Source organism: Pseudomonas sp. S2_C03, assembly GCF_054668405.1.
The window spans coordinates 3,452,761-3,474,773 of sequence record NZ_CP162766.1; the positions used below are offsets into that span (position 1 = coordinate 3,452,761).

At 59.6% G+C, this 22,013-nt stretch carries 18 protein-coding genes and 1 pseudogene; 5 read left to right on the plus strand and 14 right to left on the minus strand.

Annotated features, from left to right (window positions below; genetic code table 11):
• Positions 1-5: 5 nt before the first annotated feature.
• Together nagZ and AB4N64_RS15945 are read right to left on the minus strand one after the other, a co-directional pair.
• Positions 6-1,016: a beta-N-acetylhexosaminidase gene (gene nagZ, locus AB4N64_RS15940; protein ID WP_460116868.1), complete on the minus strand. Its 1,011-nt coding sequence runs from the start codon at positions 1,014-1,016 to the stop codon at positions 6-8.
• A gap of 158 nt (positions 1,017-1,174) precedes the next feature.
• Positions 1,175-1,882, minus strand: a complete 708-nt coding sequence (locus AB4N64_RS15945; RefSeq protein ID WP_460116870.1) for a TetR/AcrR family transcriptional regulator — start codon at positions 1,880-1,882, stop codon at positions 1,175-1,177.
• Positions 1,883-2,111: 229 nt separating this feature from the next.
• Here AB4N64_RS15945 and lexA point away from each other — a divergent pair, with 229 nt between their 5' ends.
• Together lexA and sulA are read left to right on the plus strand one after the other, a co-directional pair.
• Positions 2,112-2,720 (plus strand): transcriptional repressor LexA, encoded by a 609-nt coding sequence (gene lexA / locus AB4N64_RS15950; RefSeq protein WP_460116871.1) that lies wholly within the window; start codon positions 2,112-2,114, stop codon positions 2,718-2,720.
• Positions 2,721-2,730: 10 nt separating this feature from the next.
• Positions 2,731-3,204, plus strand: coding sequence for an SOS-induced cell division inhibitor SulA (gene sulA / locus AB4N64_RS15955; protein ID WP_460116872.1), 474 nt, complete (start codon positions 2,731-2,733; stop codon positions 3,202-3,204).
• Positions 3,205-3,289: 85 nt separating this feature from the next.
• Here the strand turns inward: sulA and AB4N64_RS15960 are convergent, their stop codons facing one another.
• From AB4N64_RS15960 to AB4N64_RS15990, 7 genes are all read right to left on the minus strand, one after another.
• Positions 3,290-3,523 carry a hypothetical protein gene (locus AB4N64_RS15960; protein ID WP_460116874.1) on the minus strand — a complete coding sequence of 78 codons (234 nt, stop codon included), beginning with the start codon at positions 3,521-3,523 and terminating at the stop codon, positions 3,290-3,292.
• Positions 3,524-3,669: 146 nt separating this feature from the next.
• Entirely contained in the window at positions 3,670-4,194 is a 525-nt protein-coding gene (locus AB4N64_RS15965) for a DUF6586 family protein (protein WP_460116875.1), read from the minus strand.
• A 123-nt stretch (positions 4,195-4,317) separates the two neighbouring features.
• Positions 4,318-6,942, minus strand: coding sequence for a type I DNA topoisomerase (topA, locus tag AB4N64_RS15970; protein WP_460116877.1), 2,625 nt, complete (start codon positions 6,940-6,942; stop codon positions 4,318-4,320).
• A gap of 114 nt (positions 6,943-7,056) precedes the next feature.
• A complete protein-coding gene (locus tag AB4N64_RS15975) occupies positions 7,057-7,293 on the minus strand; it encodes a DUF1653 domain-containing protein (protein ID WP_123365569.1) in 237 nt (78 codons plus the stop codon).
• 99 nt (positions 7,294-7,392) lie between these two features.
• The gene (fadA, locus tag AB4N64_RS15980) at positions 7,393-8,568 is read right to left on the minus strand and encodes an acetyl-CoA C-acyltransferase FadA (RefSeq protein ID WP_096512656.1); all 1,176 of its coding nucleotides are present in this window, start codon (positions 8,566-8,568) and stop codon (positions 7,393-7,395) included.
• Positions 8,569-8,597: 29 nt separating this feature from the next.
• On the minus strand, positions 8,598-10,745 hold the full coding sequence (gene fadB, locus AB4N64_RS15985) for a fatty acid oxidation complex subunit alpha FadB (protein ID WP_460116879.1): 2,148 nt from the start codon (positions 10,743-10,745) through the stop codon (positions 8,598-8,600).
• Positions 10,746-11,455: 710 nt separating this feature from the next.
• Positions 11,456-11,893 carry a hypothetical protein gene (locus tag AB4N64_RS15990; RefSeq protein WP_460116880.1) on the minus strand — a complete coding sequence of 146 codons (438 nt, stop codon included), beginning with the start codon at positions 11,891-11,893 and terminating at the stop codon, positions 11,456-11,458.
• Between the two features lie 104 nt (positions 11,894-11,997).
• Here AB4N64_RS15990 and AB4N64_RS15995 point away from each other — a divergent pair, with 104 nt between their 5' ends.
• On the plus strand, positions 11,998-12,435 hold the full coding sequence (locus AB4N64_RS15995; protein ID WP_460116882.1) for a universal stress protein: 438 nt from the start codon (positions 11,998-12,000) through the stop codon (positions 12,433-12,435).
• 142 nt (positions 12,436-12,577) lie between these two features.
• Here the strand turns inward: AB4N64_RS15995 and AB4N64_RS16000 are convergent, their stop codons facing one another.
• On the minus strand, positions 12,578-14,503 hold the full coding sequence (locus AB4N64_RS16000) for an ATP-binding cassette domain-containing protein (protein ID WP_460116883.1): 1,926 nt from the start codon (positions 14,501-14,503) through the stop codon (positions 12,578-12,580).
• Positions 14,504-14,716: 213 nt separating this feature from the next.
• Between AB4N64_RS16000 and AB4N64_RS16005 the strand changes: the two are divergent.
• Positions 14,717-16,646: pseudogene (locus tag AB4N64_RS16005) on the plus strand (transglycosylase SLT domain-containing protein).
• A gap of 213 nt (positions 16,647-16,859) precedes the next feature.
• On the opposite strand, the gene AB4N64_RS16010 reads toward AB4N64_RS16005, so the two are convergent.
• The gene (locus tag AB4N64_RS16010) at positions 16,860-18,623 is read right to left on the minus strand and encodes an ABC transporter transmembrane domain-containing protein (RefSeq protein WP_460116885.1); all 1,764 of its coding nucleotides are present in this window, start codon (positions 18,621-18,623) and stop codon (positions 16,860-16,862) included.
• A 257-nt stretch (positions 18,624-18,880) separates the two neighbouring features.
• Between AB4N64_RS16010 and AB4N64_RS16015 the strand changes: the two genes are divergently transcribed.
• The gene (locus AB4N64_RS16015) at positions 18,881-19,060 is read left to right on the plus strand and encodes a PA1571 family protein (RefSeq protein WP_192301840.1); all 180 of its coding nucleotides are present in this window, start codon (positions 18,881-18,883) and stop codon (positions 19,058-19,060) included.
• A 128-nt stretch (positions 19,061-19,188) separates the two neighbouring features.
• On the opposite strand, the gene pdxB is transcribed toward AB4N64_RS16015, so the two are convergent.
• The 3 genes from pdxB to rlmM all read right to left on the minus strand — a co-directional run bounded on the left by pdxB (position 19,189) and on the right by rlmM (position 21,808).
• On the minus strand, positions 19,189-20,331 hold the full coding sequence (gene pdxB / locus AB4N64_RS16020) for a 4-phosphoerythronate dehydrogenase PdxB (protein WP_460116887.1): 1,143 nt from the start codon (positions 20,329-20,331) through the stop codon (positions 19,189-19,191).
• A 50-nt stretch (positions 20,332-20,381) separates the two neighbouring features.
• Entirely contained in the window at positions 20,382-20,633 is a 252-nt protein-coding gene (tusA, locus tag AB4N64_RS16025) for a sulfurtransferase TusA (protein ID WP_054054315.1), read from the minus strand.
• Positions 20,634-20,734: 101 nt separating this feature from the next.
• The gene (gene rlmM, locus AB4N64_RS16030; RefSeq protein WP_460116889.1) at positions 20,735-21,808 is read right to left on the minus strand and encodes a 23S rRNA (cytidine(2498)-2'-O)-methyltransferase RlmM; all 1,074 of its coding nucleotides are present in this window, start codon (positions 21,806-21,808) and stop codon (positions 20,735-20,737) included.
• Positions 21,809-22,013 lie beyond the last annotated feature (205 nt).

Genomic DNA, 22,013 nt, shown 5'->3' on the forward strand with positions numbered 1-22,013 from the left:
AATCCTTATTCAATCAGTTGAGCGTCTTTGAGGGCGCCAATGGCGGTCAGCCATCGTGGGTCCTGACGATATTCGGTGCTGGCGCAGGCCTGGCCACGCATCCGGGCAATGCGAGCAGACGGCTTGACCTTCAGGCGCTGGGCGGCGCTCAGGGCAAGTTCTGCGGCGGCGCGATCATTGCACACCAGGCCCATGTCGCAACCGGCGGTCAGCGCCGCCTCGATGCGGCTCGCGGCATCGCCGACCACGTGGGCACCGGCCATCGATAAATCGTCGCTGAAGATCACGCCATCGAACTGCAGCTCGCCACGCAGGATGTCCTGCAACCAGCGGCGGGAAAATCCGGCCGGCTGGGAGTCGACCTGTGGATAGATCACATGGGCCGGCATGACCGCCGCCAGTTGCTGACTCAACCGTGCGAATGGCACCAGGTCGTTGGCGCGGATCTCATCGAGGCTGCGCTCGTCATTCGGAATGGCGACGTGGGAGTCCGCTTCAGCCCAACCATGTCCGGGGAAATGCTTGCCGGTGGCGGCCATGCCCGCGCTGTTCATTCCGCGAATAAATGCACCGGCCAGCAAGGCCGCACGCTGCGGGTCGCCTTCGAACGACCGGGTGCCGACCACGGCACTGCGTTGGTAATCCAGGTCCAGCACCGGGGCGAAGCTCAGGTCCAGGCCGACGGCCAGCACTTCGGTAGCCATGATCCAGCCGCACTGTTCGGCCAGGTATTCGGCATTCGGGTTATCGGCGATGGCGCGCATCGCCGGCAGGCGAACGAAGCCCTGGCGCAAGCGCTGGACCCGGCCGCCTTCCTGGTCCACGGCCAGCAGCAGATCAGGGCGAACCGCGCGGATTGCCGCGCTCAGCTCGCGGACTTGCCGGGGATGCTCGATATTGCGGGCAAAAATGATCAGGCCGCCCACTTCAGGTTGGCGCAATAATTGGCGATCTTCAGCCGTCAGCCATGTACCGGCGACGTCCACCATCAACGAGCCTTGCAGGCCAGCAGTCATAGAGATTCCTTGATAACGATGAACCCGGCTCGCACGCAATCGCTGCCTGGGACGGTACCCGGCAGGTCGGCGATATCAATGGGGAGTGGATTCAAAACGGGAGTGGGCATGGGCGGCTAGCTTAACGGATGTCAGCTGCCGCGCCCACCCATGTGCGGTCAAACCTTGGCGGCGACCGGCGTCGATTTGCTACGAGGACGCAACTGCGCAGTGGCCATGGCCGTATCGGTCACGCCGGTTTCGGCACGCATGCCAGCGGCCAGGAAAGGCACCATGAGGCGCATGACCTGCTCAATAGACGTATTGACGCCGAAATCGGTTTCGGCAATCGCCCGCAGAGCCTTGATACCCGACATGCTGAAAGCTGCGGCCCCGAGCATGAAATGCACGCGCCAGAACAGTTCAATCGGAGGAATTCGCGGTGCGGCCTCGTTCACCAGCAACATGTAGCGGCGGAATACCTTGCCGTACATGTCTTCCAGGTAGCGACGCAGGTGACCCTGGCTCTGACTGAACGCCAGGCCGAGCAAACGCATGAAGATGGAAAGATCGTTGCCGCTGCGTGGCTGCACCACCAGTGCTTGTTCAACGAGGATTTCCAGCAGCTCTTCCAGGGAAGGCTTGTTTTCCGGCTTGGCCTGGCGGCGCTCCAGCTCTTTATCGAGACTCAGGCAGAACGGTCCGAGAAAGCGCGAGAAGACAGCCTGGATCAGCGCCTTTTTCGAACCGAAGTGATAGTTCACAGCCGCGAGGTTGACCCCAGCCTTGCTGGTGATCAAACGCAACGAGGTTTCAGCAAACCCTTTTTCCGCGAACAACTGCTCGGCAGCATCGAGAATGCGTTCAACGGTTTCCGACTGGGCCATGGCTACTCCGCCTGACAAACACTTGTTTGAAACATACGTTTCAGCCCTTGCGTTGTCAAGCCTGCCAGTTCGTTTTGGGAATGCTCGGTCAGCTATTTAACCATACATTAATGCCCTGTTAATCAGCACTGGGATCGACCGTCTGGCGGTCGGCAAAAAAAGGGGCATTGCCAAGATGCTTTCACTGTATATAATCCCAGTCACTGTATAAAAAGACAGAGCGATCAAAATGCTAAAGCTGACGCCACGCCAAGCAGAGATTCTGAATTTCATCAAACGCTGCCTTGAAGACAATGGCTATCCACCTACTCGCGCGGAAATCGCCCAAGAGTTGGGTTTCAAGTCGCCCAACGCAGCGGAAGAGCACCTCAAGGCGCTGGCCCGCAAAGGCGCCATCGAGATGACGCCGGGCGCTTCCCGTGGTATCCGCATCCCCGGCTTCGAAGCCAAGGCCGACGAATCCACCTTGCCGATCATTGGCCGAGTCGCAGCCGGTGCCCCAATCCTCGCCGAACAGCACGTCGAAGAGTCCTGCAACATCAATCCTGCCTTCTTCCAGCCCCGTGCCGACTACCTGTTGCGGGTTCACGGCATGAGCATGAAGGACATCGGCATTTTTGATGGCGACCTGCTGGCTGTTCACACCACTCGCGAGGCTCGCAATGGCCAGATCGTGGTGGCACGGATCGGAGACGAAGTGACCGTCAAGCGGTTCAAGCGCGATGGCAGCAAAGTCTGGCTGATTGCCGAGAACCCTGAATTCGCCCCTATCGAAGTCAACCTGAAAGATCAGGAACTGGTGATCGAAGGCTTGAGTGTCGGCGTCATTCGCCGCTAAAGGAGGCTTTATGCAGTTCCCACACGCACCACAGCAAGCCCAACTGCCGCTGTTCGAGGCATTCATGATGCAGCCGATGGCGCCCATCCTGAAAGACGTGGTCGAGTCGCCCTGGAGCGCCGAACCTGAAGTCTTCAGCGAGCTATCATTGCGTGGCGCGGCTGGGAGCTGCCTGAGCCTTTTGGCACCGATTCTCCGCGACCTGAGCGAAGACCAGGATGCACGGTGGCTGACATTGATCGCCCCACCTGCCAGCGTGACACAAACCTGGCTACGCGATGCTGGCCTGAATCGTGAACGCATTCTGCTGTTGCAACCGCGCGGTAGCCAGAGCGCGCAGCAGTTGACCTGTGAGGCCTTGCGCCTGGGGCGCAGTCATACGGTCGTCAGCTGGCTCAATCCATTGGGAACCACCGCACGGCAACAGTTGATCAGCGCCGCCCGCACCGGGGATGCACAAAGCTTGAATATTCGACTGGGCTAAACAAGGGGTGCGCCGTCTGACGCAGGGCTTCTCCAAGGACAGAGAAGCCGATCTGTAGGTGTATCGAAAAAAGCGACAAACGGGATCAGTGAAGGACCCGATTACCCTCATCCGTGTTGAATTCGCCCTCCACCAGGCGACCGGCCATCTGAACGCCGACGCTCAACATCGCCTTGGCGACCTCCACGTGCTGGCCTTGCAGGAACGCCTTGGCATCCTCGGAGAAATTCAAAGTAACCAGAGAACCCTCGTCCTCAGCCCTTCGCAGCTCGATTCGGCCGTCTGGTAACTCGACAATTTCTAGAAAGGACGTTGGCATAAAGGTCTGTACTCCACGAAAGGCCGGCATTATATAGGCATCGGTCAGGCTTCGCTGAGGATCTTGACCAAATGCCACCATGAAGAGAAATTTCTGACAGCAACTTCTGGATCAGCTCATTGCAACTGACCCCGGAGCTCAAGTCGTCAGCATTCGTTCAACCCTTCACGAAAGCGCAGCGCCAACGCCTTGAGGTTTTGCCGCCATGCTTCCAGTTCTTCGCGACTGAGTTCCTGAGGCTCGTCATCTTCATCCAGGTTAACGGCCACGATCAACGGTTGGGTCACGTCCCCCTTTGGCTTGTGAGGCGCCCGTGGCGGCTGAAACAGCGCCGCATGCGCCGACAGTAACCTGGCCAGCCAGGTTTCAGGATTTTGCGCCAGCTCGACCATCTCTGCCATTTCCGGAATGGCAATAGTCTCCAGCACTTCCCGGGTCAGCAGCATCTCGGCCCGTGGCGCATTTGCCTGCGGCAAGCGATAAAAGCCAGCGATCTCATGACAAAGCCCCAGCAACGCTCCATACAGGTGAAACAGTGCCGACTCACGCCCGGCCTGGATCAGCGCCAGGGAGTTCATCGCCCGCCCCTCTTCCGCCTTGGCAAGGGCCTCCAGCGATAGGCCGGCGAAATAGATCTTCTGGTTGGTACGGGTATAGAGTTCGTGGGCCATGACGGCAGCCTCCACAACGAAATAATTGCGTAACGCAGGTCAGACAGTGTCGGGGATCAGGCGATACCACCGCAAGCGCAAAAAAGGCCGCATGCTGGATGCGGCCTTTTCATTCACTTTCGCTTAAGACTTCGCAGCAGGTCGCTTGTCTTCAACGGTCCACTTGCCACCGTCGTAGAACGCTTTCCAGCCGGTCGGTTTGCCGTCGACTTCGGTCTGCACGTATTGCTCCTTGGTCTTGCGGCTGTAGCGGATCACGGCCGGCAGGCCGTCCGGGTCCTTCTTCGGCGCTTCGCAGAGGAAGTGGTACTTCGGATCGATCTCATCCTTGTGCGGAATGATCTCAATGACCAGCGGAGCACGGGTTTCGCGGTTTTTCGGGAATTGGCTCGCCGCGAGGAACAGGCCGGAAGCACCGTCGCGCAAGATGTAGGTGTCGTTGACCTTTTCGCATTTGAGCTCAGGCATCTTCACCGGGTCCATCTTCGGCGGCGCCGCATCACCGCTCTTCAGCAGCTTGCGGGTGTTCTTGCACGTCGGATTGGTGCAACCGAAGAACTTGCCGAAACGGCCGGTCTTGAGCTGCATCTCGCTACCGCACTTGTCGCATTCCAGGCTCGGACCTTCATAGCCCTTGATACGGTAGCTGCCCTCTTCGATTTCATAGCCCGCGCAATCCGGGTTGTTACCGCAGATGTGCAACTTGCGCTTCTCATCGAGCAGGTACGCATCCATCGCCGTGCTGCAGATCGGGCAGCGATGCTTGCCGCGCAACACCAGCGACTCCGACTCACCCTCGTCGTCCGCGGCGATTTCGTCGCCGGGGACCAGGTTGACGGTGGCTTTGCAGCGCTCCTTCGGCGGCAGGCTGTAGCCCGAGCAGCCAAGGAACACACCGGTCGAGGCAGTACGGATCTGCATCGGACGGCCACAGGTGGTGCACGGGATATCGGTCATCACCGGCTGGTTGGCACGCATGCCGTTTTCTGCACTTTCGGCGACTTCGAGCTTCTTCTTGAAGTCCCCGTAAAATTCGTCCAGCACGTTTTTCCAGTCGCGTTCGCCCTGGGCCACATCATCGAGATTCTCCTCCATGCCGGCGGTGAAGCCGTAGTCCATGAGGTTGGAGAAGCTCTCGGACAGGCGCTCGGTGACGATATCGCCCATCTTTTCCGAATAGAAACGGCGATTGTGCAACGCTACGTAGCCGCGATCCTGGATGGTCGAAATGATTGCCGCATAGGTCGAAGGACGACCGATGCCACGTTTTTCCATTTCCTTGACCAGGCTCGCTTCCGAGTAACGCGCCGGCGGCTTGGTGAAGTGCTGGGTCGGATCAAGCTTGATCAGCTTCATCGCATCGCCCTGAGCCATGTCAGGCAACACGTCATCATCACCTGGCTTGGCGATTTGCGGCATGACGCGGGTGTAGCCGTCGAACTTCAGGATGCGTCCCTTGGCACGCAGCTCGAACTCGCCAGCACCGACGGTCACGGTAGTCGACAGGTATTGGGCCGGCAGCATCTGGCAGGCGAGGAACTGACGCCAGATCAGCTCGTAGAGGCGCTCAGCGTCACGCTCCATGCCCGACAGCTTCGCCGGCGTGGTGTTGGCGTCGGACGGACGAATCGCTTCGTGAGCCTCTTGTGCGCCTTCCTTACTGCTGTAGACGTTAGGCGATTCCGGCAGGTACTTCTTGCCGAACTCGCTTTCAATATAGGTACGCGCCATCGCCACGGCATCGGCCGAAAGGTTGGTCGAGTCCGTACGCATGTAGGTGATGTAGCCGGCTTCGTACAGACGCTGGGCCATCATCATGGTTTTCTTCACACCAAAGCCCAGGCGGTTACTCGCGGCCTGTTGCAGGGTGGAGGTGATGAACGGTGCCGACGGTTTGCTGCTGGTCGGCTTGTCTTCGCGCTTGACGATGCTGTAGCTGGAAGCCTTGAGCTTTTCCAGCGCGGCCATGGCCTGGGCTTCGTTCAACGGCTTGAAGGCCTCGCCCTTCTCGCGAGCCACGTCGAAGCGCACAGTCGCGCCCTTGGCGGTGCCCAGGTCGGCGTGGACTTCCCAGTACTCTTCCGGGATGAACGCGCGGATTTCACGTTCGCGCTCGACCACCAGCTTCACGGCAACCGATTGCACACGACCGGCGGACAGGCCACGGGCGATCTTGGCCCACAGCAGCGGCGAAACCATGTAACCCACCACGCGATCGAGGAAACGACGCGCCTGCTGGGCGTTGACGCGGTCGATATCCAGTTCGCCCGGCTCGGAGAAGGCTTCCTGGATCGCCTTCTTGGTGATTTCGTTGAACACCACACGCTTATAGCGGCTGTCGTCCCCACCGATGGCTTCGCGCAGGTGCCACGCAATGGCTTCCCCCTCGCGATCCAAGTCGGTTGCGAGATAGATGGTGTCAGCATCCTTGGCGAGCCGACGCAGCTCTTCAATGACTTTTTCCTTGCCCGGAAGGATCTCGTACTTGGCTTTCCAGCCATGATCGGGATCGACCCCCATGCGCGAAACCAGTTGATTGCGCGCCTTTTCCTTCGGTGTGAGCACCGGACCTTCGCCCGCAGCCTTGCCGCGCTTGGCGGCTGGCTCTTTGCTGGCGCTCGCCGAACCGCTGGTGGGCAGGTCTCGGATATGGCCGATACTCGACTTCACCACGTATTGGTTGCCCAGATACTTGTTGATGGTCTTGGCCTTAGCCGGGGATTCCACAATGACCAGCGATTTGCCCATGGATCAGAAAATTCCTGAATTCTAGAAGTGAAAGGCGGTTGGCGCCTGACGCGGCACCGCTATATATAGTGGCTGCAAGATGAGGTCAAGCGCAGGGTTTCGCGCGCACTCAGCTTATGGCTTCGAAAAAACGCTCGGTTCAGCCTGCACCAAAGCAAAGCGTGGCACCTGCTCGCCGTCAACCTCGACCGACTCCAGGAACATGCTCAAGGGACGTACCCAAAAGCCGTAATCGCCATACAGGGCTTGGTAAAAGACCACTTCTTCTTCCGTTTCCGAATGGCGCGCAATACTGAATACTCGGTATTGCGGACCCTTGTAATGCTGGTAGAGCCCAGGTTGTATCGGCATGTAATGGCCCTCACTCAAATCTTTTCAAAATAAAAATAAAAATAATGTCAGAAAAACAAAAACCGGGGCACTTGGCCCCGGCTTCCGTCAACGGAACGCTTAAACGCGTTCGAAGACGGTGGAGATGCCTTGGCCGAGACCAATGCACATGGTAGCCACCCCGAAGGTGCCGCCATTTTGCTTCATCACGTTCAGCAGGGTGCCGGAGATACGCGCACCGGAGCAACCGAATGGGTGACCCAGGGCGATCGCGCCGCCGTGCAGGTTAACCTTCTCGTTCATCTTGTCGAGCACTTTCAAATCTTTCAGCACTGGCAGGGCCTGTGCAGCGAAAGCTTCGTTGAGCTCGAAGAAGTCGATATCGTTGATGCCAAGGCCTGCGCGTTTCAAGGCTTTTTGCGTGGCCGGTACCGGACCATAGCCCATGATCGCCGGGTCCACACCTGCTACCGCCATCGAGCGAATCACCGCCAACGGCTGGATGCCCAGGTCCTGTGCACGCTGCGCCGACATCACGATCATGCACGAAGCACCATCGGTAATCTGCGAGGAAGTACCCGCTGTCACGGTGCCGCCCTTGGGGTTGAACGCTGGCTTCAGAGCCGCCAGGCTTTCCAGGGTGGTTTCCGGACGAATGGTTTCGTCGTAGTCGAACAGTTTCAGGAAACCGTTCTCGTCATAGCCCTGCATCGGGATGATCTCGTCCTTGAACTTGCCTTCCACCGTCGCCTTGTGAGCGAGTTGGTGGGAGCGCACGCCAAAGGCGTCCTGCTGTTCGCGAGTGATGCCGTGCATTTTGCCCAGCATTTCCGCGGTCAGGCCCATCATGCCCGAGGCTTTCGCCGCGTACAGCGACATGTGCGGGTTCGGGTCGACACCGTGCATCATGCTCACGTGGCCCATGTGCTCGACGCCACCGACCACGAATACGTCACCGTTGCCGGTCATGATCGCTTGTGCGGCGGTGTGCAGCGCGCTCATCGACGAACCACACAGGCGGCTGACGGTCTGGCCAGCCGACGTGTGCGGGATCTGGGTCATCAGGGATGCCATGCGGGCGATGTTCCAGCCCTGCTCCAGGGTCTGGTTCACGCAGCCCCAGATCACGTCTTCGACTTCGTTCGGGTCGACCTTGACGTTGCGTTCCAGCAGTTTGCTGATCAGGTGTGCCGACATGTCTTCGGCACGGGTGTTGCGGTGCATGCCGCCCTTGGAGCGGCCCATCGGAGTACGACCGAAGTCGACAATCACGACGTCTCTAGGATTCAAGCTCATAAGTTCACTCTCACTCTAGTTGGGGGCGCTTAACCGAAGAAGCTCTGGCCGTTCTTGGCCATTTCACGCAGCTTCGCGGTCGGGTGGTACAGCGCGCCCAAATCAGCGTACTGGTCAGCCAGGGCAACGAACTGTGCAACACCGATCGAGTCGATGTAGCGCAGCGCACCGCCACGGAATGGAGGGAAACCAATACCGTAGACCAGACCCATGTCGGCTTCGGCGGCGGTTTCGACGATGCCGTCTTCCAGGCAACGCACGGTTTCCAGGCAGAGCGGGATCATCATCCAGTTGATGATGTCTTCGTCAGTGACTTCGCGCTGCTCGTAGACGATCGGCTTGAGCACTTCCAGCACCGACGGATCGGCGACTTTCTTCTGCTTGCCCTTCTTGTCAGCCTCGTAGGCGTAGAAACCCTTGCCGTTCTTCTGGCCCAGGCGCTTGGCTTCATAGAGAACGTCGATAGCCGAACGGCGATCGTCCTTCATTCGATCCGGGAAGCCTTCAGCCATCACGTCACGGCCGTGGTGGCCAGTGTCGATGCCGACGACGTCCATCAGGTAGGCAGGGCCCATCGGCCAGCCGAATTTTTCCATGATCTTGTCGATACGGACGAAGTCCACACCGGCGCTGACCAGTTTGGCGAAACCGCCGAAGTACGGGAACAGCACACGGTTGACCAGAAAGCCCGGGCAGTCATTGACGACGATCGGGTTCTTGCCCATTTTCTTGGCGTAGGCAACGGTGGTGGCAACGGCCTGCTCGCTGGACTTCTCGCCACGGATCACTTCCACCAGCGGCATCATGTGCACCGGGTTGAAGAAGTGCATGCCGACAAAGTTTTCCGGACGCTTGAGGGCTTTGGCCAGCAAGCTGATGGAAATGGTCGAGGTGTTGGAAGCGAGGATGGTGTCCTCTTTGACCTTGTCTTCGACTTCAGCCAGTACGGCTTGCTTGACCTTCGGGTTCTCGACGACGGCTTCAACCACCAGGTCCACGTGACCGAAGTCACCGTAGGACAGCGTCGGACGAATGCCGTTGAGCACTTCAGCCATCTTCGCCGCGGTCATGCGACCTTTTTCAACGCGGCTGACCAGCAGCTTGGCGGCTTCTGCCAGGCCCTGCTCGATGCCGTGTTCGTTGATGTCCTTCATCAGGATCGGCGTACCCTTGGAAGCCGACTGATAGGCGATGCCGCCACCCATGATGCCGGCGCCCAATACGGCAGCCTGCTTCACATCGCTGGCGATCTCGTCGTAGGCCTTGGCCTTTTTCTTCAGCTCCTGATCGTTCAGGAACAAGCCGATCAGGCTCTGCGCAGCAGAGGTCTTGGCCAGTTTGACGAAACCGGCCGCTTCGACTTCCAGCGCCTTGTCGCGACCGAAGTTCGCGGCTTTCTGGATGGTCTTGATCGCTTCAACCGGCGCCGGGTAGTTCGGGCCCGCTTGACCGGCCACAAAACCTTTGGCGGTTTCGAAGGCCATCATCTGCTCGATGGCGTTCAGTTTCAGTTTTTCCAGCTTCGGCTGACGCTTGGCCTTGTAGTCGAACTCGCCGGAAATGGCGCGTTTGATCAGTTCCAGTGCGGCGTCCTGCAGCTTCTCAGGCGCAACCACGGCGTCGACGGCACCGACTTTCAGTGCGTCTTCAGCACGGTTTTCCTTGCCGGCGGCAATCCACTCGATCGCGTTGTCGGCACCGATCAGGCGTGGCAGGCGAACGGTACCACCGAAGCCAGGGTAGATACCCAGCTTGACTTCCGGCAGACCGATCTTGGCGCTGGTGGACATGACGCGGTAGTCCGCAGCCAGGCACATTTCCAGACCGCCGCCCAGGGCGATGCCGTTGATCGCGGCTACGGTCGGGACGTTGAGGTCTTCGAAATCGCTGAAGATTTTGTTGGCTTCGAGGTTGCCAGCAACAAGCTCTGCATCCGGCAGCTTGAAGTTGTCGACAAATTCGGTGATGTCGGCGCCGACGATGAACACGTCCTTGCCACTGCTGACGATCACACCCTTGATCGACGCATCTGCCTTGATGGTGTCTACGGCCTGACGCAATTCATTCAGGGTTAGACGGTTGAACTTGTTGACGGACTCACCCTTGAGGTCGAACTTCAGTTCGACGATGCCACTTTCAAGAGCCTTAACCGTGATGGCTTTACCTTCGTAAATCATCAACTGATCTCCACGATATGGAAGCTGAACAGTACACGTCGGAAGCAGGCGAATGGCTGGCAGGGACGACCTCGTCGATGCTACGCCAATCCACCCGACACACCCGCCAACGCGATAGTCGGGATTCTGTTGGAGCGCGCTCTAATGCAAACGCTCAATTCATACGCCCGTTTGATTTGGGTACGCCACCTTCACGGAATTTCCGGCAATTGTCAATCGCCCAAAATGCGGGTTGAAAAGCGACTTTGCAGTCATTTCTGTAGGAAAAAGGCGTGCTACGCGCAATGGCATGTACACACATTCATAGAATCAATCATTAGAAAAGTCGCCCTAATTCACCGCAGCCTGCGCGGAACAGGCTAAGCTGGCGAAACCACAGGGAAAGATGAACGCACTGGCGAGCGCCATGCGCGGGATCAGCCCGACCGAATTACCGGCCTGCCTGGCCAACCCCGCCCGACGATGTTGTCGGGCTTTTTATTGCGGACCTGTAGGAGCGAGCATGCTCGCGATGGTCGTTAACGATGACCCGGGATCCCTGACACCCCCTGGCGCACTTTCGGCCATCGCGAGCATGCTCGCTCCTACAGGGAATGCAGATTCTGTAGGAGCGGGCTTGCTCGCGATGGAGGACCTGGCGCCGCGGGATATCAGGCATCCCGCGTCATCGTTAACGACCATCGCGACGGTTCGACATGCCCGCTCCTACATCAGGCCAACGCCTTGAGCGTCGCATCAATGTGCTGCAACACTTCAGCTTCGCCCTTCTCACCCCAATACAAGGTGATCATCTGCTTGTCGGCTTCGACCTTGTACACGTTGGCCGGCAATTTTTCGAAATGATTGAGCAGCGCCTGATCGTCGCAGGGCTCCTGCCACTGATTGACCCATACACCCGGCGATTTCTGCCAGTAAACCCAGCAAGCCGGTTGGCTGCCACGACGGGGCCGATGGTACTGCGCACAGGGGTTTGGCGGCTCCGGGTGCAGCCAGTGCGGCCATTCCTGAGGCGCCAGTTGCATGGCCAATCCGATACGGCGTGCCTCCGTGCGCAGGGCGATTCGCCCACTCTGGGCGCGTGACGGTCGTAGCCATGCCAGAGGGCTCAAGACCACCAACAGGATTGACACCACTATCCAGACCGTCATATGTGTACACCCGATTCTTGATGAGCGCTTGAAGCCACTCTGAAAACAAAGCGCTTGAAACCAGCCATACTTACTCTTATTGCAGTTCTCAGGAGGAGCATCTCATGCCCTATGAACACATTCTGGTTGCGGTAGATCTCACAGAAGAGTGTGACCCTGTCATCAAGCGCGCTCGCGAGCTATCGGTGAGCAGTGGCGCGAAATTGTCCCTGGTGCACATCGTCGAACCGATGGCCATGGCGTTCGGCGGCGACGTGCCGATGGATCTTTCCCAATTGCAGCAGCAACAGTTCGATCAAGCCAAGGACCGTCTGGACCGGCTGATTGTGAAATATCCGGAAGTTTCCCGGGAATTCAGCCACCTGACCTACGGCCAGCCGCGCCAGGAAATTCACCACTTGGCCAAGGAGCAGGGTTGCGACCTCATCGTCGTGGGCAGCCATGGCCGGCATGGCCTGGCATTGCTGCTAGGCTCCACCGCCAATGACGTGTTGCATGGCGCACCTTGCGATGTGCTGGCGGTGCGCCTGGTCAAAAGCTGAAATCACGCTCCCTGTAGGAGCGAGCTTGCTCGCGATGGCGGTGTGTCAGGCAACTGATATGTCGATTGACACCGCTATCGCGAGCAAGCTCGCTCCTACAGTACAGTGAACATCGCAAATCCGGCGTTCACCGCGCAGTCAATCAGGCATCCAGCTCCGCCCAACGCTCGACCATTACGTCGAGCTCGGCCTGCATCTGTTCCAGCTTGGCGATCACCGCAGCGGTCTCCGCAGCAGGACGCAGGTAGAAACCGGCATCCGCCATTTGCGCTTCAACGGCAGCGATCTGCTGTTCCATCGCTTCGATCTGGCCAGGCAACATTTCCAGCTCACGCTGCAACTTGTAGCTGAGCTTTTTCTTCGCCGCAGGCGCTTCGACCGATGCCTCAGCCGCAACCGGTGCCGGCTCCGCCTTGACCACCGCCGAATTCAGGTCAGCCTTGCCGGACTTGCTCTCGGTCACGCCCAGCAGGCGCGGCGAACCGCCCTGCCGCAGCCAGTCCTGGTAACCACCGACGTATTCACGAACCTTGCCTTCACCTTCGAACACCAGGGTGCTGGTGACCACGTTGTCGAGAAATGCACGGTCGTGACTGACCATCAGTACGGTGCCGTTGAAGGTCAGCAGCACCTCCTCCAGCAGTTCGAGGGTTTCCACGTCGAGGTCGTTGGTCGGTTCGTCGAGGACCAGCAGGTTGGCCGGCTTGCTGAACAGTTTGGCTAGCAACAGTCGGGCACGCTCACCACCGGATAACGCCTTGACCGGCGTACGCGCACGCTGGGGGCTGAACAGGAAATCACCGAGGTAGCTCAGCACATGACGGCTCTGACCGTCGATGTCGATGAAGTCGCGGCCTTCGGCGACGTTATCGATCACGGTTTTTTCCAGATCCAACTGATGGCGCAACTGGTCGAAGTAGGCGACATCGATCTTCGTGCCCTCCTCCACCTTGCCGCTGGTAGGCTGCAAGCCACTGAGCATCAGTTTCAGCAGCGTGGTCTTGCCGGTGCCGTTGGCGCCGAGCAGGCCGATACGGTCGCCACGTTGCAGCACCATGGAGAAATCGCGGATCAGGAACGGGCCGTCCGGGTGCGCAAAACTGACGTTCTCGAGCACCATGACCTGTTTGCCGGACTTCTCCGCGGTTTCCAGTTGAATGTTGGCCTTGCCGGTGCGCTCACGGCGTTCGCTACGCTCGACACGCAGGGCCTTCAGAGCACGAACGCGGCCCTCGTTACGGGTACGACGGGCCTTGATGCCTTGGCGGATCCACACCTCTTCCTGAGCCAGGCGCTTGTCGAACAGCGCATTGGCAGTAGCCTCCGCAGCCAGTTCGGCTTCCTTGTGCACGAGGAAACTGGCGTAGTCGCCGTTCCAGTCGATCAGGCCACCGCGGTCCAGTTCGAGGATACGGGTTGCCAGATTCTGCAGGAAGGAGCGGTCGTGCGTGATGAACAGCACGGCCCCCTGGAAATCCTTCAGTGCTTCTTCAAGCCAGGCGATCGCACCGATGTCCAGGTGGTTGGTGGGTTCGTCGAGCAGCAGCAGATCAGGCTCGGACACCAGGGCCTGGGCCAGCAGGACGCGACGACGCCAGCCGCCGGACAATTCGGCGAGGGTCTTGTCGGCCGGCAGTTGCAGGCGGCTGAGGGTGCTGTCGACCAGCGTTTGCAAACGCCAGCCGTCACGGGCTTCGAGGTCATGCTGGACGTGCATCAACTTGTCCAGATCGGCATCAGTGACGATGTTCTGGCTCAAGTGGTGATATTCGGCCAGCAGCGCGCCGACACCGTCCAGGCCCTCGGCCACCACGTCGAAGACGGTCCGCTCGTCGGCTACCGGCAATTCTTGCGGCAATTCGCCAATCTTGAGGCCGGGGGCACGCCAGACAGCGCCGTCATCGGGCTTCTGGTCGCCCTTGACGAGCTTCATCATGCTGGACTTGCCAGTGCCGTTGCGGCCGATGATGCACACCCGCTCACCACGGGCGATCTGCCAGGACACCTTGTCCAACAACGGCATAGCGCCGAAAGCAAGGGACACATCGCTGAATTTGAGCAGGGTCATGAGCTTCTCCAAAAACCGGGCGCGCATTCTACCTGAATCGAGACTTCAGAAGGCCGGCAATTTCACCTGAGAGACACTCTGCGACACAAATGTTGCGAACTGATGCTGACGAGGCCGCAAAGCTTTCGCCCGCTGCTGGCAAAAGGCTAAGCTACAGATAATTCAGCGCGGGCAATGTCCGCGCTTGTCATGTTTTTTCTGCCCGGATGTCTCATGCGCAGTCGCCTTTTCAGTCTTTTATCCTGCTTGCTCCTCTCTGCCACTGCCGCTCAAACAGTCCAGGCGGTGGACCTGTCCACCCAACGCCAGTATTACGATGAAGCCAAACGCGCCCTGGCCAAGGGTGATACCGGCCCTTACTTTCGTTACAGCCAGGCACTGAGCACTTATCCGCTGGAGCCGTATCTGGCCTATGACGAGCTGACCGCACGCCTGAAAACGGCGAGCAACGCCGAGATCGAGAAATTTCTCGCCGAACATGGCGACCTGCCGCAGGCCAACTGGATGAAACTGCGCTGGTTGCGCTGGTTGGCCGAGCGCGGCGATTGGGCGACTTTCGTCAAATACTACGATCCCAAGCTCAACTTCACTGAACTGGACTGCCTGAACGCGCAATACCAGATCAGCCATAACCTCAAGTCCGAAGGCTACGCCAACGCCAACAAGCTTTGGCTGACCGGCAAATCGCAGCCCGCCGCTTGCGATGCGCTGTTCGGCATGTGGGCCGCCGAAGGCCAGTTGACGGAACAGAAACGCTGGGAGCGCACCAAGCTCGCCGCCCAGACCCGCAATTACCCGCTGGCCAACAGCCTGGTCAACGGCCTGAGCACCCTCGCCCCACGCGGCCGCCTGCTGGTGGATGTGGCGCAGAAACCTGAACTGCTCAACCAGCCGTCGCGCTTCACCCCGGCGGACGAGCCAATGTCCGACATCGTCAGTCTCGGCCTGCGTCGCCTGGCCCGGCAGGACCCGGACAAGGCCATGGCATTGCTCGATGGCTATGCCAGCAGCATGCACTTTTCCCGCGATGAAAAAGTGGCGATCGCCCGGGAAATCGGCCTGACCCTCGCCCGGCGTTTCGACAGCCGCGCACTGGACGTGATGACCAAATACGACCCGGAACTGCGCGACAACACCGTGTCCGAATGGCGCCTTCGCCTGCTGTTGCGCCTGGCACGTTGGGACGACGCCTATCAGTTGACCCGCCGCCTGCCGCAGGACCTGGCGACCACCAACCGCTGGCGTTACTGGCAGGCACGCAGCCTGGAGCTCGCGCAACCGCAGAACCCGGAAGCGCTGACCCTGTACAAGAACCTTGCTCGTGAACGCGACTTCTACGGCTTCCTCGCCGCCGACCGCTCGCAACAGCCGTACTCGCTGGTCAACAAGCCGCTGGTGCTCAGCCAGGCACTGATGAACAAAGTGCGCAACACGCCCGGTGTGCGACGCGCCCTGGAGTTCCATGCACGCGGACAAATCGTCGATGGGCGTCGCGAGTGGTACCACGTCAGCCGGCACTTCAACCGTGACGAAATGGTCGCCCAGGCGAAACTGGCCTACGACCTGAAATGGTATTTCCCGGCGATCCGCACCATCAGCCAGGCGCAATACTGGGATGACCTGGACATTCGCTTCCCGATGGCCCACCGCGACACCCTGGTACGCGAAGCCAAGGTGCGTGGCCTGCATTCAAGCTGGGTGTTTGCCATTACTCGCCAGGAAAGCGCCTTCATGGACGACGCTCGTTCCAGCGTCGGCGCCAGCGGCCTGATGCAACTGATGCCCGGCACCGCCAAGGAGACCGCTCGCAAATTCAGCATTCCCCTGGCGTCGCCACAACAGGTGCTCGACCCGAACAAGAACATCCAGCTCGGCGCCGCCTACCTTAGCCAGGTGCACAGCCAGTTCAACGGCAACCGCGTCCTCGCCTCAGCCGCCTACAACGCAGGCCCCGGCCGCGTACGGCAGTGGCTGCGAGGCGCCGATCACCCTGAGCTTCGACGTGTGGGTCGAAAGCATCCCGTTCGACGAAACGCGCCAGTATGTGCAGAACGTGCTGTCGTATTCGGTGATCTACGGCCAGAAGCTCAATTCACCACAACCGCTGGTGGATTGGCATGAGCGGTATTTTGATGACCAGTGAGCCGACTTGAGGCGCTGACAAAAATGCCCGCATTGAAAAATGCGGGCTTTTTTTTGCCGGATGTTCAATCCGCCTGGTGTAGCCGGATGCTTTTACTTGGTCGGTTACTTGGTCGATCTGTAGGAGCGAGCATGCTCGCGATGGCCGTGAACGATGACGCGGGATGCCTGGTACCCTGCGGTGTCTGGACGTTCATCGCGAGCAAGCTCGCTCCTACAGGGTGTTCGTGGCGTTAAATTGCAACGCCGCCAACCGCGCATACAACGCGTTACTGGCGATCAGTTCCTGGTGCGTGCCCACCGCCACCAGCCTGCCCTGATCCATCACCGCGATCCGGTCGGCGTTTTTCACGGTGGCCAGGCGGTGGGCGATGACCAGGGTGGTGCGGTTTTTCATCAAGCTTGGCAGGGCCTGCTGGATCAAGTGTTCGCTCTGGGCGTCGAGGGCGCTGGTGGCTTCGTCGAGCAGCAGGATGGGCGCGTCCACCAGCAATGCGCGGGCAATGGCCAGGCGTTGTCGCTGACCACCGGACAGACCGAGGCCGGCATCGCCCAGGTGGGTCTGGTAGCCTTGGGGCATTGCCTCGATGAAGTCGTGGGCGTAGGCAATTTTTGCGGCTTCCTTGACCTGTTCCAGCGTCGCCGTCGGGTTACCGTAGCGCAGGTTCTCTTCGATGCTGCCGAAAAACAGGGCCGGGGATTGCGAGACCAGGGCGAAGCAACGGCGCAAGTCGAGTGGGTCCAACTGGCTCAGTGGCACGCCGTCCAGCAGGATTTGCCCTTCGGCAGGGTCGTAGAATCGCAGCAGCAGGTCATAGACCGTCGACTTGCCGGCGCCGGAAGGGCCGACCAGCGCGAGGGTTTCCCCAGCGTTCACCGTCAGGTTCAAGCCATCGATGGCGTAGCTTTCAGGGCGCGAGGGGTAGGAAAAGCGCACGTCTTGCAGCAGCAGATTGCCCGCGACGCGCTCGGGCAACGTTATCAGCCCCGTCGCCGGTGGCTGAATGATATTTTCAGAGCGCAGCAGCTCGGCGATCCGCTCGGCGGCGCCCGCCGCCCGTTGTAGCTCGCCGATCACTTCGCTCAGGGTGCCAAACGCGCTGCCGACGATCAGGCTATAGAAAACGAAAGCCGCCAGCTCGCCCGCGGAGATTCGTCCGGCCATCACGTCCATGCCGCCGACCCATAACATGACGCCAACCGCCCCCAGCACCAGCACGATCACCAGAGTAATGAGCCAGGCGCGCTGAAAAATCCGCTTGCGGGCGGTGTTGAACGCTTCTTCCACGGTCGCGGCAAATCGCTGCTCGTCCTGGACCTGGTGGTTGTAGGCTTGCACGGTTTTGATCTGGCCGAGGGTTTCGGACACATAACTGCCGATATCGGCGATTCGGTCCTGGCTCAGGCGCGACAGGCTGCGTACCCGTCGGCCGAATATAAGAATGGGTGCGATCACCAGCGGCAAGGCAACGACCACGATGCTGGTGAGTTTGGGGTTGGTGATGAACAGCAGCACGACCCCGCCGATCACCATCAACAGATTGCGCAAAAACAACGACAACGACGAACCGATCACCGATTGCAGCAGCGTCGTGTCGGCAGTCAACCGCGACTGGATTTCGGAACTGCGATTGTTTTCATAAAATCCCGGGTGCAGGTAAACCAGATGGTTGAATACCTGACGGCGAATGTCGGCCACCACCCGTTCGCCAATCCACGACACCAGGTAAAACCGCACGAACGTGCCGACCGCCAGACCCGCCACCAGCAACATGAAAAGGCCGATAGTCTGGTTGAGCAAGTGCGGTGACTGGGTCATGAAGCCTTGGTCCACCAACAACCGAATCCCCTGCCCCATGGACAAGGTAATGCCTGCGGTGACAATCAGCGCGAGCAAGGCGCCCAGGGATTGCCAGCGATAAGGCATGAGGAATCGACTGGCCAGGCGAATCGCACGACGGTGACGGGCAGAAAGCATCAGGATTTTCCAGTTCACAGAATAAAGGGACTGCTACCCCCTCTTAATGGGGGGAACTCTGTAAATCACAATGAGTCAGGTTAATTATGACCGTGATGACCCAACCCTAGGCGCTATCGATCTAAGCTATGGGGTAGTCATGTGCGGATATTTCTGTTGGACTGATATCGCCGCCTCGTGCAGACCGCAGGGAGTTGTCACAGCCCGGTCACCTGGCGGTTCTACAGTAGGCACACAACCTGATGAGGAGACAGGCCATGTCCTTGCAAAACAGCAGCAGCGACAAGATTCAAGTGATCCGCACGCAGCCGAACCAGTCTCTGGGTTGCTCGATCATTGACGAAAAAGGCCGCGAAGTACCAATCACCGAAGGGATGATCCAGGACGCCTGCCGCGAACTGGAAAAACGATTGGTCAAGCCTGCAAAACAAGACTGATAAGCCTGCGTCTTCCGGACCCGGCCCTGATGGCCGGGTTTTTTGTGGGCGAGCCTGCTCCCACAGGGGCTCCGGGACCTGAGAAACCTGTGGGAGCAGGCTTGCCCGCGATAGGGCCCACCCGATCTCTAGACCAGCGAAGCCCCCAACGCCAACACCATTGCCCGCAACGGCGGCGAATCCCCTTCGATCCGCACCTGCAACCCATCGATCTCCCGGCGTGGCGGATAGTTCTTGCGCAGCACATCGAACGCGGCGCGCTGCTCACCCACACTACCCCCAAGGCTGCGGCGAAAATCCGCGTCATCTCGGCGCGGGTCGTAAACGCCCCGGCACATCATCGCCAACGCCCAGGCCGGGTCACTGTCAGCGCTCAATGTCACCTGCGACAACCAGGGCGGCGGCAGCAGCTCGCTGAGTTGGACCTGGGCCGGCTGCCCGAGAAAATCGCAGTAGGCCTGATAAATCTGCGCCGTGCCACGTTGCTTGCCGTCGAGGCTGTAGCCGGCAATGTGCGGAGTGGCCAACACGCAGAGCTCAGCCAGCGCGACATCGACCTCGGGCTCGGCTTCCCAGACGTCCAATACTGCTTGGAGGTCTTCGCGCTGCAGCAACACTTCGCGCAACGCGGCGTTATCCACCACCGGGCCACGGCTGGCGTTGATCAGCCAGGCGCCAGGCTTGAGCTGGTTCAAACGATTGCGATCAAACAGATGCCAGGTGGACTCCGCGCCCTGTTTCGTCAGCGGCGTGTGCAGGCTGATGACATCGCATTGTTCGATGATCTGCTCGAGACTGACGTAGTCGCCCGCTTCGCACGCCTGCCGTGGCGGGTCGCACACCAGCACCTTCCAGCCCAGCCCTTTCAACACCTCGATCAGCCGGCCACCGACCTCCCCCGCGCCGACCACGCCATAAGTGCGCTGGTTGAGGTCGACGCCTTCGATGTCGGCGAGGGTCAGCAAACTCCCCAGCACATAGTCGACCACCCCGCGAGCATTGCAACCGGGGGCGCTGGACCAGGTAATACCGGCCTGCTGGAAGTATTCGAGGTCCAGGTGATCAGTGCCAATGGTGCAGGTGCCGACGAAGCGAACGTTGCTGCCTTCGAGTAACGCGCGGTTGACGTTGGTCACCGAACGCACCAGCAGAACGTCAGCGTGTTCGACGGTGGCTCGGTCGATGGAGCGGCCTGCAACGCGGCGGATTTCACCGAAGTGTTCGAAAAATGCATCGAGCAGCGGAATATTTTCGTCGGCAACGATCAGCATCGCAGGTTCCTTTGGCGGGTTGGCAGTTCGGGCATAAGCCATCGCGAAGCTCAGGCGAGCTTCTTGCGAATCCAGTAGAGGTAGGTACCGGCCTCTTCATGCTGGGCAACCAGTTCATGGTCGAGGAACACGCAAAACTTGGGGATGTCGCGACGCGTCGACGGATCCGTCGCGATCACCTTGAGCAGGCCGCCGGGTGCCAGGTCACGGATGTGCTGGTGCAGCATCATCACCGGCTCCGGACAGTTGAGACCCGTGGCGTCGAGGGTGCCGTCTACCGGCGTATCAAGCATTTCACTCATGGTTTACTCCTGAAGCTGGCCGGCATTGTCGCGCATTGGCGGGTATTCGGTCATCTGTGGCATGACGCCATGATCCTCCTACAGGGACAGGCGGTGATGCATCAGCGGGATTTTGGCTTGGCCACGTCCAGACGGCGCAAATGGCAGGTCACTTCCTCGCGGTCGTGATACAGCTGCTTGCAGCCCACCTCAACCCGGATGCCGCGCGCCTTGAAGCCATCGGCGATGCGCTCCAGCAGTCGTTTCACTTCGGCATATCGCTGTTTCATCGGCAACTTGAGGTTGACCACCGCTTCGCGGCAATGGCCTTCACCAATCCACTCCTCCAGCATCGCCGCGTTGCGCGCGGGCTTCTCGACGATGTCGCAGACCATCCAGTCCACCGGTTGCCGTGGCTTGTAGGTAAAACCGTCGGCCATCAAATGTTGCACCAGGCCGGTGTCCATCAGGCTTTCGGCCATCGGGCCATTGTCGATGGCGGTCACCAGCATGCCGCGGTTAACCAGTTGCCAGGTCCAGCCGCCCGGCGCGGCCCCCAGGTCAACGCCGGTCATGTCGCTGTGCAAACGCTCATCCCATTGTTCGCGCGGGATGAAGTGATGCCAGGCTTCTTCCAGTTTCAGCGTCGAGCGACTCGGCGCCTCACGGGGGAATTTCAGGCGTGGGATACCCATCGGCCACATGGCCGAGTTGTTCGACTCGGCAAGGCCCATGAACACTTCGCGACCGCTTTTGAAGGTCAGCAACAGACGCGGTTTCGCTGGGTCATCCACCAACTTGCCCGCCGCGATCAGGGCCTTGCGCAGGTGCACTTCGAACTTTTTGCAGAAGTTCGACAAGGCCTTGCCGTCGTTGGTATCGACCATTTCCAGCCACAGGCTGCCACAGGGTGCAACATCCTCCAGGTGCGCGAGGATCACGCTGATACGGTCGGTTTCCGGCAGGTCGATGAAAACGCCCCGCGCCCATTGCCGAGGGAAAATCAGATCGCTGAAACGCAGGCCGCGCATCAGGCGTCGGGCGCCGTCTTCTTCGGTGCAGACAAATTCGGCGTAGGCGCTGGCGGCTTTCGCCTTGGCGTAACCGGCAACGTTGAGCAGAGCGGCATGTTCGGAAATCTCGGAACAGACTTCACCTTCGAAGCCCGGCCGGCAGTGCATGAAAAGGGTGTTCATTCTTACTCCTGGGCACGTGGCGAGACATTCGACCACTGCGCAATGCGAAGGCTGCGTTGAAGCAGAGCCTGTCACGAAAACCGGCGCATCATAGCCGAGTTCGCCACCCCGGACCCAGTCCACATCCTCGATATCCCTGGGTTTAGTGGCTTAACACCATCCGACGATTGAGGCGATCGATTCGAACGATCATGATGGTCATAGA